The 16,284-nt window shown below is 43.8% G+C and carries 13 protein-coding genes; 5 read left to right on the forward strand and 8 right to left on the reverse strand.

Annotation, left to right across the window (positions count from 1 at the left end; translation table 11 throughout):
• Positions 1-7: 7 nt before the first annotated feature.
• Both BLS59_RS11275 and ahcY read right to left on the reverse strand, forming a co-directional pair.
• Positions 8-1,903, reverse strand: a complete 1,896-nt coding sequence (locus tag BLS59_RS11275; protein WP_091149196.1) for a T9SS type B sorting domain-containing protein — start codon at positions 1,901-1,903, stop codon at positions 8-10.
• A gap of 175 nt (positions 1,904-2,078) precedes the next feature.
• Complete coding sequence (gene ahcY / locus BLS59_RS11280) at positions 2,079-3,395, reverse strand: adenosylhomocysteinase (RefSeq protein ID WP_091149198.1); 1,317 nt, start codon at positions 3,393-3,395, stop codon at positions 2,079-2,081.
• Positions 3,396-3,846: 451 nt separating this feature from the next.
• Here ahcY and BLS59_RS11285 point away from each other — a divergent pair, with 451 nt between their 5' ends.
• A complete protein-coding gene (locus BLS59_RS11285) occupies positions 3,847-4,266 on the forward strand; it encodes a response regulator (RefSeq protein ID WP_091149201.1) in 420 nt (139 codons plus the stop codon).
• 410 nt (positions 4,267-4,676) lie between these two features.
• On the opposite strand, the gene BLS59_RS11290 is transcribed toward BLS59_RS11285, so the two are convergent.
• Positions 4,677-5,447 carry an MBL fold metallo-hydrolase gene (locus tag BLS59_RS11290; RefSeq protein ID WP_091149204.1) on the reverse strand — a complete coding sequence of 257 codons (771 nt, stop codon included), beginning with the start codon at positions 5,445-5,447 and terminating at the stop codon, positions 4,677-4,679.
• A 196-nt stretch (positions 5,448-5,643) separates the two neighbouring features.
• On the opposite strand from BLS59_RS11290, the gene recJ reads away from it, so the two are divergent.
• From recJ to BLS59_RS11305, 3 genes are all read left to right on the forward strand, one after another.
• Complete coding sequence (gene recJ, locus BLS59_RS11295; RefSeq protein ID WP_091149206.1) at positions 5,644-7,341, forward strand: single-stranded-DNA-specific exonuclease RecJ; 1,698 nt, start codon at positions 5,644-5,646, stop codon at positions 7,339-7,341.
• Between the two features lie 120 nt (positions 7,342-7,461).
• Positions 7,462-8,202: an LPS export ABC transporter ATP-binding protein gene (gene lptB / locus BLS59_RS11300; RefSeq protein WP_091149209.1), complete on the forward strand. Its 741-nt coding sequence runs from the start codon at positions 7,462-7,464 to the stop codon at positions 8,200-8,202.
• 6 nt (positions 8,203-8,208) lie between these two features.
• Positions 8,209-9,729, forward strand: a complete 1,521-nt coding sequence (locus BLS59_RS11305; RefSeq protein ID WP_091149211.1) for a GH3 auxin-responsive promoter family protein — start codon at positions 8,209-8,211, stop codon at positions 9,727-9,729.
• A 375-nt stretch (positions 9,730-10,104) separates the two neighbouring features.
• Here the strand turns inward: BLS59_RS11305 and BLS59_RS11310 are convergent, their stop codons facing one another.
• From BLS59_RS11310 to BLS59_RS11325, 4 genes are all read right to left on the reverse strand, one after another.
• Positions 10,105-10,893: a succinate dehydrogenase/fumarate reductase iron-sulfur subunit gene (locus BLS59_RS11310; protein ID WP_091149214.1), complete on the reverse strand. Its 789-nt coding sequence runs from the start codon at positions 10,891-10,893 to the stop codon at positions 10,105-10,107.
• An 85-nt stretch (positions 10,894-10,978) separates the two neighbouring features.
• A complete protein-coding gene (locus tag BLS59_RS11315) occupies positions 10,979-11,299 on the reverse strand; it encodes a four helix bundle protein (protein ID WP_091149217.1) in 321 nt (106 codons plus the stop codon).
• A gap of 121 nt (positions 11,300-11,420) precedes the next feature.
• Positions 11,421-13,355 (reverse strand): fumarate reductase/succinate dehydrogenase flavoprotein subunit, encoded by a 1,935-nt coding sequence (locus BLS59_RS11320; RefSeq protein WP_091149219.1) that lies wholly within the window; start codon positions 13,353-13,355, stop codon positions 11,421-11,423.
• 104 nt (positions 13,356-13,459) lie between these two features.
• On the reverse strand, positions 13,460-14,242 hold the full coding sequence (locus BLS59_RS11325) for a succinate dehydrogenase cytochrome b subunit (protein WP_091149221.1): 783 nt from the start codon (positions 14,240-14,242) through the stop codon (positions 13,460-13,462).
• A 172-nt stretch (positions 14,243-14,414) separates the two neighbouring features.
• Between BLS59_RS11325 and BLS59_RS11330 the strand changes: the two genes are divergently transcribed.
• A complete protein-coding gene (locus BLS59_RS11330) occupies positions 14,415-15,554 on the forward strand; it encodes a TlpA family protein disulfide reductase (protein WP_091149224.1) in 1,140 nt (379 codons plus the stop codon).
• On the opposite strand, the gene pdeM is transcribed toward BLS59_RS11330, so the two are convergent.
• Positions 15,551-16,216 carry a ligase-associated DNA damage response endonuclease PdeM gene (gene pdeM, locus BLS59_RS11335; protein ID WP_091149227.1) on the reverse strand — a complete coding sequence of 222 codons (666 nt, stop codon included), beginning with the start codon at positions 16,214-16,216 and terminating at the stop codon, positions 15,551-15,553. The genes BLS59_RS11330 and pdeM overlap by 4 nt on opposite strands.
• Between the last annotated feature and the right edge of the window lie 68 nt (positions 16,217-16,284).

Here is a 16,284-nt window from a genome sequence, read left to right on the forward strand (position 1 = left end):
TAAAAAACTACCGGATAATAGTTACACTGCCCGACAACGATTTGCTGCCATTTTTAAGGTTAACAATATAATAATACGTACCCGGCGGAAGTTGCTCGCCCTTAACGGTACCATCCCAGGCCACGCCGTAACCGTTAGACAGGAAGAGCCTTTGCCCGTAGCGGTTAAATATTTCAACCGTATTATGAGGGTAAGTACTCAGGTTTTTTATTACCCAGGTATCATTCGCACCATCGCCATTGGGCGAAAAGCTGTTGGGTATTATCACAGCTTCGCCTTCTACAGGCGGTACTATTACCGGCGATGGATTTACGGTGATAGAAAATGTAACCGGTTGGCCTCTGCAGGCATTATCGCTGAGTATGGCCATGAAATAACCGCTCTGACGCGTTTGAATTTGTCCGGTAACTTTATTGGTAGTTGCATCAATAACCGATATATAGTTTGACACGATGTTTGATACATAAACTTTGCTACCATCGCTGTTAACTGTTACACCTACAGGATGGTCGCCAACATCAATAGTGGTTATAATTCTACGGGTTGCTGTGTTAATTACCGTCACTCTATCTTCGTCAATATTTGACACGTACAGTCTGGAACCATCAGGACTTATAGCCACCCAATCTGCCGCAGAAACCACATCAATTTTATAGGTAACCCGCCTGCTGGCAATATCTACCACGGCAATATCATGTGAGTTATAATTGGCTATATAGAGCGTTTTATTATCCGGACTTATCACTATGCTGTTTGGGCCTACACCTGTAACAATACCGTATTCAAAAAAATTGCCCGTAGTATTATAAAATTGCAACAGGTTTGAAGTTCCACTGATGATGTATAAATATTTACCATCGGCACTAATAACCATACTATAAGGGTTTATACCAGTATCAACAGTTTTTATGATGGCGTAATTTGCTGTATTTATAATATTTAAATGACTAAAGCTAAAATCGGTAACATAAAGCCTGCTGCCATCGGGACTTATTGCGATACCTGTTGTATTAAACCCCGCCGGAAAAGTAGCGATTATTTTATTTGTACTTGTATTAATTACCGATACCGTACCAGAACTCTGATTGGTCACATACAACAGACTTTTATCCGGGCTGAACACCATCTGAACGGGATTGGAATTTGTCTCTTCTGTTATTGTTTGCTCTACTTTATTTGTGACAGTGTTTATAAGAAAAATTGAATTTAGTGCGGAATTTGTCGCATACATATAACTCGCCGGCACCGGGGTAACCGTAATATGTGCCGTAATGGGGATTGTACCCGTATTTATGGCTGTAAATTTGTCGATATTACCTGTACCTGAGGCTGGCAGGCCAATTGCAGGGTTATCGTTGGTCCAGGTGTAGGTGTTTGCTGTTCCGCTGAAAGCTACCGCGTCGGTCAATTGCCCGTTTTGTTTGGTTTGATCGGCAATGGCGTTTACAATGGGCAACGCGGTAATGTGCCCGGTTACCTTCGCCGTTTGGCTTACTGCGCCCGAAGTTAAAGTAACATCGCCGGTGATATTACCCGCTGTAGCCTGCGCCGATGAACGAACGTAAACAGTTACGCTGGAAATAAGCCCCGAAATTTGCGCAAGCATTAAACTGTTGCTATAAGTGCCGTTGGCAGCAAGCGAGATTTCAAAATTACCGGGAGCTGTAACTGCTACATCGGCCGACAGGCCACTTGCCGAAACCGTAAACTGCTGCACCGCCGGACTCACCGATGCCATACCCTCACAGGCAGAAATAGCACCCGTTACATCGCCAACAATAAGCTGCGGTGCCTGATTTGTTGAAAATACAGGATTTATACGCTCACCTGCCTGCACACAAATACTTGCAAACAGTCCACACAACAACAAAATAGCAATAATTAAACGCAGGTATTTTTTCATTTAGCTTAATAGCCGTAAATATAAAATAACATTGGCTACTCCCATTGTTATTTTAAGGCGGAGAAAATAAAACTATCAAATTGCCGATACGCCTTGAGCCCGGGCTGCGTAATAAACAAAAAAGGGACATGGCCTCAACCACATCCCTTTTGAATTTTTCCTTTTGAATTTTGACTTAGTATCTGTAGTATTCCGGTTTAAACGGACCTTCAACAGTTACACCGATGTATTCGGCCTGATCCTGATCCAGTACTTCCAGCTCAACACCAATTTTTGCAAGGTGCAGGCGGGCTACTTTTTCATCAAGATGTTTTGGCAGGGTGTAAACTTTGTTTTCGTAAGCGCTGCCATTGGTCCAAAGCTCTAACTGGGCAAGGGTTTGGTTGGTGAACGAGTTACTCATTACAAAGCTTGGGTGACCGGTTGCACAACCTAAGTTTACCAAACGGCCTTCGGCTAAAACAATAACGTCGCTGCCATCGATGGTATATTTATCAACCTGTGGTTTAATTTCAATTTTGGTATTGCCATAAGCGCCATTTAACCAGGCCATGTCAATCTCATTATCAAAGTGACCGATATTACAAACAATAGCCTTATCCTTCAAAGCACGGAAATGCTCTTCGCGAACAATGTTTTTGTTACCTGTAGCAGTAACCACAATATCGGCTTCTTTAATAGCGGTGCCTAATTTTTTAACCTCAAAACCTTCCATAGCTGCCTGTAAAGCGCAGATAGGGTCAATTTCGGTAACAATAACACGCACACCAGAGTTACGCAAGCTATCGGCAGAACCTTTACCTACATCGCCATAACCGCAAACAACGGCTACTTTACCGGCCATCATTACATCAGTTGCACGGCGAATAGCGTCAACCAATGATTCGCGGCAACCGTATTTGTTATCAAATTTTGATTTGGTAACCGAATCATTAACGTTGATAGCAGGCATTGGCAATGTACCGGCTTTCATACGCTCATATAAGCGGTGTACGCCTGTAGTGGTTTCTTCAGATAAACCTTTAATGCCTGCAATAAGCTCAGGATATTTATCCAATACCATATTGGTTAAATCGCCACCATCATCAAGTATCATGTTTAATGGTTTGCGGTCTTCGCCAAAAAACAGCGTTTGCTCAATACACCAGTCAAACTCTTCGGCGTTCATACCTTTCCAGGCGTAAACAGAAGTACCGGCGGCAGCAATAGCAGCAGCGGCATGATCCTGGGTTGAAAATATATTGCATGACGACCACGTAACTTCGGCGCCAAGCTCAATTAGTGTTTCAATTAAAACAGCTGTTTGAATGGTCATGTGCAGGCAGCCTGCAATACGCGCATCTTTTAAAGGTTTGCTTGCGCCAAACTCTTTGCGCAATGCCATTAAGCCCGGCATTTCTGCTTCGGCCAATTCAATTTCCTTGCGGCCCCATTCGGCCAGTGAAAAGTCTTTTACCTTGTATTTGGTGTAAACGGTCTCTACTGATGACATAGTTTCTTTTTTATTTTCTGCAAATTTAACTTATAAGTTTATCAAAATGAAATGCAGGCGTATTGTTGTAAAGAATTGCATATTGTGCTATTTCACACCTAACGCAACTTTTTTGCACACCAATTGCTCGTTTTTTGTTTACCCGCAGATAATAAATGACATAATATTTTACAACTATTAGTGCTATTTTTAATAAAATATAGGCTAATTAACATCCGTTATATTCATTTATAAACCATTAGTTTAAATTTATTCAACAAAACAGATAATTAACCCACTGAAAAACAGTGATTTTTACCCTTTATGCATTTTTTTTCAACTTCTTTATAGTTAAAAATTTGCATTGCTCAATTTTTCAACTGTCATTTGTACGCGCAATTAAAAATCACAACTATTAGTTGTATAACCTTTTAATTATAGTTGCGTATAAAGCATATCGATTAAACGTATTATGACAATTAATAGCAAATCCGTTAGTGTATTATTGGTTGATGATGATGAGATCAATAATTTCATCTCCATTAAATTAATAAAGAAAGCTTTATTAAATACCGAGATCATGGCCTGTTTAAATGGGAAATTTGCCATTGAGCAATTAGCTGATATTCAAAGACAGGACCCTAATAAACTGCCCGACTATATTTTGCTGGACATTAACATGCCCATCATGAACGGCTGGGAGTTTTTAGACGAATACAAACGCCTTAACCTCGACCCGCTTGGTAAAAGCAAGATTTATATCATATCATCATCTGTTTTCAGCAACGATATCAACAAGGCACGTTCATACCCGCTGGTAAAAGATTTTATATCCAAACCGCTCAACGTAGAAAAAATAAAAGAACTTTTTGACGTTCAATCGTCCAATTAAAAACCGATTATATACTTTATAAAAAAAGACGCACAGGATGCGTCTTTTTTTGTGGGGTGTGGTTTGTGATGCAAGTAGCAGAGTTACTCACCCGACCATCGCTTCGCTCGGCCACCCTCTCTTCAGCTTCGCTGGAAAGAGGGTTGGATTGGCAGATATCAAAAAGGTAATAAAGAAAAAACTTCTCAATCTACTTGCACTCGTTTTTAACGAGTGCTTAAAATGTTCTTGCGTCTGCGACGCTTCTTCGCGATGCAATCGCGTAACCGTGTTAAGCAATCGTTATAAACGAGCGCAAGAAAAAAGAGAACAGCATATAAAAACAAAAAGACTTCTTCACCCTCTTTACGGCTTGCCGTAGAGAGGGTCGCCGCACGAAGTGCCGGCGGGGTGAGTAATCGCCGGCAATCCTATGCCGGCGTCACCGTAAAATGTTCGCCGTCTTCGCTGCTTACATTACCAATGGCAAATGATTTGGAATGATAAAACAGGCAGGTCCACCCTTCTTCGGCGGCCAGCTTTCCGTATTCCTGGCGCAGCTGCATGGCTTTGCGGCCATCCATATCATATTTGGCTATAAATTTACGGATCAGTTGCTCGGGCTCGGGTAGTTCATCGCCGCCAAAAAGCACTTTTGTACCTTCTATATCAATCCAAAACACCTGGTGAAAGGGGCAATGCCCGCCAGATAGCTCGTATCTTATTCCCGGTATCAGTTCGCCGCTGCCTTCTACAAAAGTGATAGTGGCACCCTGCGAGGCCTCAAAAATTTCTTTATGGTATGATGATGATTTACCGGCCAGCCCGGTTTCCCATTCCTGTTTCTGAATTACGTGCCTTGCCTGCGGAAAGCTGGGCTCCAGTTTGCCGTTACGCTCAACCACCAAACCACCCGAGTGGTCATAATGCAGATGCGACATGAGCACCAGCGTTACATCGTCAGGATCAAAGCCCGCGTTGCGGATGTTCTGGTGCAGCAGCAGTTCATCACGAGTATCTTTAAAACCCAGACCGGTGTCCAGCACAATAAGGTCATGATCTGTTTTTATTAAAAAAGGATTTACGTGAATAAACAGCGAGCCCGGGCGATCTTTAGCGCTATCCAGCTCGGGATTAAAAGGAATAAATTTTTTGGTTGCATCAACCGAATATGAGCCCTCTCCTAACGCGAAAATTTCCATAGCAATTTAATATAGTATCAAGTAGTGAGTATCAGGTATCACGACAGATGCCATCTATCTAATACCAGATTAAGTATAGTCAACAGTATCAGAGCAGTTGTATTTTTCATGAAGCATTCAAAAAATCTTGATACTTGATACTCACTACTTGATACCGTATTTTAATTATCTTTACTGTTTTATAAGCTACAAAGATATGAATAAACGTTGGGCGGTAAGGGAAAATGCTGATGAAGCGCTGGTACAGAAATTAACCGCCGACCTTAACATTGATACCGTTTTAAGTACCCTGCTGGTTAACAGGGGCATAAGCTCTTTTGAGGATGCCCGTTACTTTTTCAGGCCCGACCAACGCCACCTGCATGATCCGTTTTTGATGAAGGATATGGAGGAAGCCATTATCCGTATTGAAACAGCAATTGCTGCCGGCGAAAAGATTTTAATATATGGCGATTATGATGTGGATGGCACCACGGCCGTTGCCACTGTTTACGGTTTTTTTAGTAAGCAGTATAAAAACATGGAATATTATATTCCGGATAGATACAAAGAGGGCTATGGTATTTCTACCCAAGGGATAGATTATGCTGCTCAAAAAGGATTCAGCCTTATTATAGCGTTAGATTGCGGCATCAAATCAATTGATAAAATAGATTACGCCAACACTTTAGGCATTGATTTTATTATTGGCGACCACCATTTACCGGGCGCTGAGTTACCCAAAGCAGTAGCCGTGCTTGATCCTAAACGGGCCGATTGCGAATACCCTTACAAAGAACTATCGGGCTGTGGCATTGGCTTTAAAATAATACAAGCTTATGCCGAAAAGAACGGAATTACCTTTGAGGCTGTAGCTCAATACCTGGATTTGGTGGCTATTAGCATTGCATGTGATATTGTACACATCACCGGCGAAAACAGAGTACTGGCCCACTTCGGCTTGCAAAAAATAAATACCGATCCATGTATCGGCGTAAAAATATTAATGGAGGTAGCCGGCAGGCCCGCGCCTTATACCATATCTGATGTTGTTTTCCTGCTTGGGCCGCGCATTAACGCTGCCGGGCGAATTGATGATGCCAAACACGCCGTTGAGCTGCTTATTGCCTGGGACGAGAACGTAGCCAAAGCAAAGGGCCTCATGATAAACACCCGCAATACCGAACGCAAGGGCCACGACGTAAACATTACCGACGAAGCTTTAGGGATGATTGATAATGACGAGGGGCTTATCGGCCGCAAATCTACCGTGGTGTTTAATGAGCACTGGCACAAGGGTGTTATAGGCATAGTGGCATCGCGGCTTACCGAAAAATATTATCGCCCCACCATTGTTCTTACCCAATCAAACGGGCATGTGGCAGGTTCGGCGCGGTCTGTACTGGGTTATGACCTGTATGAGGCACTTTGCGAGTGTAAAGATCTGCTCATTCAGTTTGGCGGGCACAAGTACGCAGCGGGCCTAACTATGCACCCCGAAAACGTGGAAGCCTTTAAAAACCGGTTTGAAGAAGTGGTAAGTGCCACCATATTGCCCGAACAATTGATACAGCAGATACAAATTGACGCCGAATTACGTTTAAGCCAGATAGAACCAAAATTTTTCAGGATCTTGAATCAGTTTGCACCTTTTGGGCCCGAGAATATGTCGCCGGTTTTCATAAGCAAAAATGTGTATGTTAGCGGTAACGCGGGGCTGGTAGGTGCTACGCACATAAAAATGGGCGTAATGCAGGAAGGATCGGCAGTGTTTGATTGTATTGCCTTTAACCACGGCGAATACCTGCAACAAATAAAGCCGGGCGTACCGTTTGACATTTGCTACAGCATTGAAGAAAACGTATGGCGCGACAGGCGCAACATACAATTGAATATAAAGGGAATAAGTGTTTAAGTCACAATTAAAAAATCAAAAGTCAAAAAATTTAAGGCATTTGAATAACCGATACCATCAAAAATTTAAAGTTGAACCGTAGGTGTTTTGACTTTTTAATTTTGAATTTTGAATTTACAAATGATACTACGAGCAGAAAATTTAGTAAAGAAATACAAGCAGCGTACCGTTGTTAACGATGTATCGTTTGAGGTGGCGCAAGGCGAAATTGTGGGTTTATTAGGGCCAAACGGCGCAGGCAAAACCACATCATTTTACATGATCGTGGGGTTAATAAAACCCAACGAAGGCACTATTTTTCTGGATGATAAAAACATAACCGGCGATGCCATGTACCGCCGCGCGCAAAAAGGCATTGGCTACCTGGCGCAGGAGGCTTCTGTTTTTCGCAAGCTTTCTGTTGAGGATAATATTAAGGCGGTGCTTGAAATGGGCAAAATGAGCAAAGAGCGCCAGCGCGATAAGCTGGAGGAGCTTATTGACGAATTTAGTTTGCATAAAGTGCGAAAAAACCGTGGCGACCTGCTATCGGGTGGCGAGCGACGCCGTACCGAAATTGCCCGCGCCCTTGCCGCCGAACCTAACTTTATACTGCTTGATGAGCCATTTGCCGGGGTAGACCCTATTGCGGTAGAGGAAATACAGGCAATGGTTGCCAAGCTAAGGCACCGCAACATCGGCATATTAATTACCGACCACAACGTACAGGAAACCCTTTCCATTACCGACAGGGCCTACCTGTTGTTTGAGGGCAAGATCCTGGAATCGGGCGTGCCCGAGGTGCTGGCCGAAAACGAAATGGTGCGCAAGGTATACCTGGGTGCAAACTTTGTTTTAAAACGTAAAGTATTTCCTCAGTAAACGTATATGACTATCTTCAACTCTGTATTTACCTGGTTCATGAAAAAGCGTATCCACCAGATAGAGCTTTTCATGAAATACCCGAATGAAGTGCAGGAGGAGTGGTTTGAGCAGCTTATTTCATTTGCTGAAAACACCGAGTGGGGCAAAAAATATCAATACAAAAGCATCGAAAACCTTAGTCAGTTTAAGGAACGTGTACCCATACAAACCTACGATACGCTAAAGCCCTATATTGAGCGAATGCTCAAGGGCGAAAAAAATGTACTGTGGCCGTCAGAGATCCGCTGGTTTGCCAAATCATCGGGTACCACCAGCGACAGGAGCAAGTTCATCCCCGTAAGCGAAGAGGCCCTGGAAGAATGTCACTTTAAAGGCGGCAAGGATTTGCTCACCATCTATTTTAACAATCGCCCCAATGCCCGGATGTTCACCGGCAAGATCCTTACGCTCGGCGGCAGTCACCAAATAAGTCAGTTAGGGGCCGAAACATCTTTTGGCGATCTATCGGCAGTGATCATGAAAAACCTGCCCCTGTGGGCCGAATTTCACCGTACCCCGCACCTGGACATTGCCCTGCTGGATAACTTTGAAGAAAAAATTGAAAAGATAGCCCAGGCCACCATAGATGTAAATGTAACCAGCCTGAGCGGTGTACCCACCTGGAACCTGGTACTGTTTAAACGCATCCTTGAAATTACCGGCAAAAAAAACCTGCTGGAAGTATGGCCCAACCTCGAAATGTATTTTCACGGGGCGGTTAACTTTACCCCCTATCGTGAGCAGTTCAAAAACCTCATCCCCAGCGATGATATGTATTACCTGGAAAATTATAATGCCTCTGAAGGTTTTTTTGGCATCCAGGATACAAAAGAACCCGGCGATATGCTGCTGATGCTTGATTACGGCATTTTTTACGAGTTTTTACCGCTGGAAAACCTGCACCAGGAAAACCCCGATACCTGCACACTTGATGAAGTAGAACTGGATAAAAACTACGCACTTATTATTAGTACCAATGCCGGCTTATGGCGGTACATGATTGGCGATACCATTAAATTTTCGTCGCTATTGCCCTACCGCATCCAGGTTACGGGGCGTACCAAACATTTTATAAATGCGTTTGGCGAAGAAGTGATCATTGATAATGCCGAACGCGCGCTGGAAGAAGCCTGCCGCCAAACCGGGGCCATCATACGCGAGTATACCGCCGCCCCCGTTTACTTTAATGGTAACGACTGCGGCGCCCACGAATGGATAATCGAGTTTGAAAAGAAACCTGCCGAATTTGAACGCTTTGTTGACCTGCTTGACGAAACCCTGCGCCGCATCAATTCAGATTATGATGCCAAGCGCTTTAAGGATATGGCCCTGCGCCGCCCCATTGTTCGTCGCGCACCCGAGGGTACCTTTTTTAATTGGATGAAGGAAAAAGGCAAACTGGGCGGTCAGCATAAAGTACCCCGCCTGGCTAACGACAGGGAGTATGTAGATGCTATTTTGAAAATCATGGAGTTGGTGGGTTAGGAATTGTTTAGAGCAAGGATAAAAAGATTAAGGAACAAAGACAAAGGTTTTACCCGATACCGGCGCGAGCCTTCAGTCCGTGACTTAGCATGGTACAGCTTTCAACCGACGCATGATTAAGCTGGAAGCTTAAACCATGCTTTCACACGGGTTACGCTACGCTAAACCCGCGCGAGTAGACGTGGGTGGTATTGGATCGCCTACCTTGTCATTGCGAGCGCAGCGTGGCAATCTCACCTGCAAAGATCATCGCTTGTCTCCTTGGATTGCCACGCTGCGCTCGCAATGTCAAGGAGCAAAAAATGACGTGGTGGAAAAAACAACAAAGGCCTGGGATTCCCCGGGCCTTTGTAATATCTCGCTACATAGTGCAAATTAACCGCCGTGCGATTCTTCGTGAATCTCTTCTTCGCGGAAAAGTTTGGCGCTGAAGAAATCGTTGTTCATGCGGGCGATGTTGGTAAGCTTAATTTCTTTAGGGCACTCGGCTTCGCAGGCACCCGTATTGGTACAGCTGCCAAATCCTTCTTCGTCCATTTGGGCCACCATTGATTGTACACGACGGTAACGCTCTGGCTGGCCTTGTGGCAACAAGCCTAACTGGGTTATTTTTGCCGATACAAACAGCATGGCCGATGCATTTTTACAGGCTGCTACGCAAGCACCACAACCAATACAGGTAGCTGAGTTGAAAGCCTCATCGGCAATAACTTTAGGGATAGGGATGGCATTACCATCGGTTGATACACCTGTATTTACAGATACATAACCACCGGCTTGCTGTATCCTGTCAAACGCCGAACGATCAACAGCTAAATCCTTCACTATTGGGAAAGCCGAAGCGCGCCAAGGCTCAATAGTAATGGTTTGCCCATCATGAAAGGTGCGCATGTGCAGCTGGCAGGTGGTAATAGCCTGCTTTGGCCCGTGCGGATGACCATTTATATATAAAGAACACATTCCGCAAATACCTTCGCGGCAATCGTGGTCGAAATTTATAGGCTCATCGCCTTTCAGGGTAAGGCTTTCGTTAACAACGTCAAGCATTTCCAGGAATGACATATCGGGCGAAATGTTTTCGGCCTTATAAGTCACAAATTTACCCGCCGTTTGCGAATTTTTTTGACGCCATACTTTCAGCGTCAGGTTCATATTTCCGTTCATTCTATTTAGATTTGAGATATGAGATTTGAGATATGAGACATTTTATCTTATCACTAATTCAATAACACCTTTTGAAATGCATAGTTCATTTTTGCAATTCTTCAATCTGTTTGAGTAAGTCATTCAATAATTCATCTTGTAATAAATTTAATTTATTTGATATAATCAACTGTGTTTGTAATTCATAAGCAGATCCATTTGCCATACTTAAAAAATTACAAAAATCCTTTTTTGAATTTCTGCCAACTCCTTCTGCAATATTTGAAGAAATCGAAATGGCGGCTCTTCTTATCTGATTCGTTAATCCAAACCTTTCATCGGGTGGATATGCTGTAGTTGCTTTGTAAACATCTACCGATAAATCAATAGCCTTTTGCCAAATTTTCAATTCCTTCAGATTATGCATTCTTTTTAGATATGAGATGTTAGATATGAGATAGGAATTCCTTAAATCTCATATCAAATAAGATACAAAATGTGTTTAACCGGAAAAATCTCAAATCTCATATCTAACATCTCATATCTACCTACGCGTAATTCCTTTGTGATAAATGTACCGATTCAAATACCAATTCCTCTTTGTGCAACTCTTCGGGTTGGTTTTCACCTTTAAATTCCCAGGCTGCTACAAATGCAAAATTCTCGTCATCGCGTTGTGCTTCACCGCCTTCTGTTTGCGACTCAATCCTGAAGTGACCACCGCATGATTCACGGCGCATTAAAGCATCGTCAACCATCAGTTCGCCAAGTTCAATAAAATCAGCAACACGACCGGCCCTTTCCAGCGAAGCATTTACTTCTTCGTTTTCGCCAACAACCATGGCGTTTTTCCAGAAATCTACTTTTAAAGCTTGTATCAAACCTTTTGCTTTTTTCAAACCTTCTTCGTCCCTTGCCATTCCGCAATATTCCCACATAATGTGGCCCAGATCGCGGTGATAGTGTTCGGCTGTTTTGGTGCCTTTTAATGCCAGCAGCTTATTTACATGGTCAAGTACATCCTGTTTTGTTTTTGCAAAAGCGGGGTGACTTTCATCAACCTTTTTAGGGCCAATCTTCGCCAGGTAATCGCCCAAAGTATAAGGGATTACAAAATAACCGTCAGATAATCCCTGCATTAAGGCAGATGCTCCTAAGCGGTTGGCACCGTGGTCGCTAAAGTTACACTCGCCCAAAGCATAAAGGCCCGGTACGTTGGTACTTAAGTTATAATCAACCCAAAGACCGCCCATGGTGTAATGCACGGCAGGGTAAATACGCATTGGTTGTTTGTACGGGTTCTCGTCGGTAATTTGGATATACATATCAAACAAATTACCGTACTTGGCTTTAACCGTTTCTTCGCCAAGGCGCTTGATAGCATCGGCAAAGTCAAGGAATACTGCAAAGCCCGATGCACCAACACCGCGACCATCTTCAACCATTTCCTTAGCGTTACGTGAAGCCACATCACGCGGAACAAGGTTACCGAAGGCAGGGTATTTACGTTCAAGGAAGTAATCGCGGTCGTCCTCCTTAACCTGATCGGCTTTAAGGGTGCCTTTGCGTAATTGCTCGGCAATGGCGGCTGTTTTTGGCGCCCAAACCCTGCCATCGTTACGCAACGATTCAGACATCAGCGTAAGCTTTGACTGATGATCGCCAGATACCGGGATACAAGTTGGGTGAATTTGTGTATAGCAAGGGTTACTGAAATAAGCGCCACGTTTGTGAGCCCTCCAGGCAGCCGTTACGTTTGAACCAATAGCGTTTGTTGACAGGTAGAAAACGTTGCTGTAACCACCTGTACATAATAATACCGCGTGGCCCGCGTGGGTTTCAATAGCGCCGGTGATCATGTTACGGGTAACAATACCTTTGGCATGGCCATCTACAACTACTACGTCCAGCATTTCGGTACGGGTGTACATTTTTACTTTTCCGGCGTGTATCTGGCGGTTTAATGCCGAGTATGCGCCTAACAGTAATTGCTGTCCGGTTTGGCCGCGGGCGTAAAACGTACGTGATACCTGCGACCCGCCGAATGAGCGGTTATCAAGTAAACCACCGTACTCGCGTGCAAAGGGAACACCTTGTGCAACACATTGGTCAATTATATTAACAGATACTTCGGCAAGGCGGTACACGTTACCTTCGCGGGCACGGTAATCACCACCTTTAATGGTATCGTAAAACAAGCGGTAAACACTGTCGCCATCGTTCTGATAGTTTTTTGCTGCGTTAATACCGCCCTGCGCCGCAATTGAGTGGGCACGGCGCGGACTATCCTGAAAGCAAAAAGATTTTACGTTATAACCCAGCTCGGCCAGTGAAGCCGCAGCCGATGCACCTGCCAAACCCGTACCTACAACAATAATATCGTATTTACGCTTATTGGCCGGGTTAACCAGCTTCAGGTCAAATTTATGCTTGCTCCATTTTTCGGCTAATGGGCCTTGAGGAATTTTAGCATCTAAACTCATTTCTTATCTAATTTATATTTAGTGAGTGGTTGATTGGGTGAGCGGTGAGTGGTTAATAACCCGCCTGTTCAAACTAAATCAACCTTATCTAACTTAATCAACCTTTATTTAGCGTACACAAAAAAGTAGTACACCGGCATTGCGGCAAAAGCCAACGGAATAATCACCGCGAAAAACCATGTACCTATGGCGTATACTATAGGTGTGTATTTACGGTGTACCCAGCCCAGCGTACGGAAAGCACTCTGAAAACCATGCAGCAGGTGAAACGCAAGCGCACCCATTGCTATTACATAAAAAAGCACGTACCACCATTGGCTAAAGCTATATACCACACGGGCATGCAGGTCTTTTAACCTAACTATTTCTACATTGTTTTCGGTAGATACCGAGTGGTTAAAATCTGCAGATACCGGGGTATAAGCAGACTCGGTTGTTTTGCCGGTTGCCAGATCTGTGCGGTACTCCTTAAAAGCAACAGTGTTGGTATATTTATACTTAAACCAAAAATCGCCCATGTGTATCACAATAAACAAAAACAGGATAGAACCCAACAGCCCCATGTTTTTTGATGACCATGATGCAGTGGCCTTTGGCTGTACAGCATAACCTACCGGCCTGGATTTACGGTTTTTAACCGTTAAAATAAGGCCGTAAAGGGCATGCACAGCAATGGACAGGTACAGTAAGTACGCTATTACCTCGATAGGTGGAAAATGTGTTAAAAAATTGGCATACACATTAAAACCAAAACCATTGTCGCCGCTAAACAGCAGCAGGTTACCCCCAACGTGTACTATAATAAAAGTACACAAAAACAAGCCTGTTAAAGCCATGATCAGCTTTTTTCCCAGCGACGAGTTAAAGGTTTGTTTAATTTCGCTCATTATAAAATAGATTTAATATAGGCAAAAGTATTTATTAAAAGCCAAAACAAATAAATGGTTTAGGGGATTTGCACGCGAATTAGCTATTTAGAATCAATCTAAGGCCTATTTCATAATTCTAAGCGGGTTTGTAAGGTAAACCTGTATATTAGGACAATCTAAATTATTATTAATGAGAACTTTCACAATTGTTTTAATGGCCCTGTGTTTTGCGGGCTGCACCAAATACCCTAAAGTTGAGTTTGACGGAACTGCCAACGGCGTAAAAACCGGGGTGTTTATTGTTAAAGATTTGCAAGGCCATGCCGTGTATGGCGGCCCTATACAAGACGGCAAATTTCACGTGGCCCCCATTGGCCTGGAAACCCCGGGTTACTACAACATGGATATTATTGATGATGCTACCAAGGCCGAAGGTCATCCCCCTTTTGAAGTTTACCTGGAAGATGGCAAATACACCATTACCGCCAATGCCGATAAAATTTCCAGCTATCCCGGGATTGTTTCTACATCAAATATACAAAACGAGCTTTCGGGCTTTTATACCCTGGCTGATAAGTTGAACGGCGACATCACCAAACAAGCAAACGCTCTGAATGCCAAAATAAAAAACAAAAGCACCGACAGGCTATCGCAGGAGCAACTGGTAAACCTGCTTAACCAGGTATCTGATCTGGACGCTAAAAAGACTAAGATAATGCCGCAGGTACTGAGTGCCTTTATTGAAAAGTACCCACAAAACGTTACCGGCGCACATATTTTGCTGAAACAGCAATACGAGGCAGATCCGGTTATGTACTATAACTTTTATAAGAAATTTCCGGCCGCTACCCAAAACAGCGAAGAAGGAAAAGAAATTGGCGAAAAACTGAGCAGGCTGGTTAAGCTGGTACCAGGCGCGGGCGCACCCGTTTTGGCCGGCAAACTGTTAGATGGCAGCGCATTTAACCCTGCGGCCATGCATAAAAAAATATTTTTGGTTGATTTCTGGCGCTCGGCTAATGAAATGACCCGCCGTAACCACGTACAGATTGCCGATATGGTGAAAGATTTTGGTGCCCAGGGCTTCGGCGTGGTAAGCGTATCAATGGATACCAAACCCGACTGGTGGAAAAGTGCCGTTAAAGAAGATGGCATGACCTGGCCGCAACTATCGGATTTAAAAGGTGATGATTCGCCAAATACTTTAAACTGGAGCGTAACCTCATTACCAAGGTATGACCTGGTAGACGGCAACTGGCACATTATTGAGCGCGACATCGCTTTTTTAAGCGTGTATGTTACCGTGCAGGATTATTTAAAGAAACATTAGGCAATAGCGATGACCTTATCCTTTAGTACTGCAAATATTTTATCGGTTTGCTGGCTGCGGATAGCCACCCGCCCGGTAAACTTGCCAAACGAGGGTAAAATGGCCTGTTTGCTGCCAAATGCAAAGCAAGGCAAGGTAATGTTTTGCCTGGCCTTGCCGCTTAAATTTACGCCGGGGTGTATATGCCCGCAAAGCACATAGCCCCCGGCTTTTTGCAAGTCCTCATCGGCAAGTGGATGATGCAGCATCAGGAAAGGAGCGGCCAATAGCTGGTCGTGCAGTTCAATGTTGAGGTTTTGGTAGTGACTGTCGGCAATGATATCGTGGTTACCCTTTATCAGAATAATTTGCAGGGCCGGGAACTGGCTTCGCCAAAGGATGAACCAATCCCAATCGTTATTCATATCACTATGGAACAGATCGCCCAGGAAAAGAAGTTTTTGGGGATGGTATTCATGGATCAGATCAGACAGGGTGGCGAGATCGCTTTGCTCCATATCGCGCGGTACGGCAATACCCGCCTTGCGAAAATGGCCCACCTTGCCAAAATGCACATCGGCAATGATCAGCATTTTTTGTTCAACCCAATAAATAGCTTTCTGAGGGATCAATAAAAGGTTTTGCCCAAGCAATGTAAATGAAGTAGCCGCACCAATCGTCATAGACGGGCAAAGTTAAAAATTATTTTGTGGGGGTGGGGATTGCCGATTCCTAAACTGAGTATCTAATC

The organism is Mucilaginibacter pineti (assembly GCF_900101875.1).
GTDB classification, from domain to species: domain Bacteria; phylum Bacteroidota; class Bacteroidia; order Sphingobacteriales; family Sphingobacteriaceae; genus Mucilaginibacter; species Mucilaginibacter pineti.

Excerpts from the sequence above, each read along its gene's own strand:
- BLS59_RS11275 (WP_091149196.1), bottom strand. The coding sequence starts at position 1,903 with ATGAAAAAATACCTGCGTTTAATTATTGCTATTTTGTTGTTGTGTGGA.
- ahcY (WP_091149198.1), bottom strand. The coding sequence starts at position 3,395 with ATGTCATCAGTAGAGACCGTTTACACCAAATACAAGGTAAAAGACTTT.
- BLS59_RS11285 (WP_091149201.1), top strand. The coding sequence starts at position 3,847 with ATGACAATTAATAGCAAATCCGTTAGTGTATTATTGGTTGATGATGAT.
- BLS59_RS11290 (WP_091149204.1), bottom strand. The coding sequence starts at position 5,447 with ATGGAAATTTTCGCGTTAGGAGAGGGCTCATATTCGGTTGATGCAACC.
- recJ (WP_091149206.1), top strand. The coding sequence starts at position 5,644 with ATGAATAAACGTTGGGCGGTAAGGGAAAATGCTGATGAAGCGCTGGTA.
- lptB (WP_091149209.1), top strand. The coding sequence starts at position 7,462 with ATGATACTACGAGCAGAAAATTTAGTAAAGAAATACAAGCAGCGTACC.
- BLS59_RS11305 (WP_091149211.1), top strand. The coding sequence starts at position 8,209 with ATGACTATCTTCAACTCTGTATTTACCTGGTTCATGAAAAAGCGTATC.
- BLS59_RS11310 (WP_091149214.1), bottom strand. The coding sequence starts at position 10,893 with ATGAACGGAAATATGAACCTGACGCTGAAAGTATGGCGTCAAAAAAAT.
- BLS59_RS11315 (WP_091149217.1), bottom strand. The coding sequence starts at position 11,299 with ATGCATAATCTGAAGGAATTGAAAATTTGGCAAAAGGCTATTGATTTA.
- BLS59_RS11320 (WP_091149219.1), bottom strand. The coding sequence starts at position 13,355 with ATGAGTTTAGATGCTAAAATTCCTCAAGGCCCATTAGCCGAAAAATGG.
- BLS59_RS11325 (WP_091149221.1), bottom strand. The coding sequence starts at position 14,242 with ATGAGCGAAATTAAACAAACCTTTAACTCGTCGCTGGGAAAAAAGCTG.
- BLS59_RS11330 (WP_091149224.1), top strand. The coding sequence starts at position 14,415 with ATGAGAACTTTCACAATTGTTTTAATGGCCCTGTGTTTTGCGGGCTGC.
- pdeM (WP_091149227.1), bottom strand. The coding sequence starts at position 16,216 with ATGACGATTGGTGCGGCTACTTCATTTACATTGCTTGGGCAAAACCTT.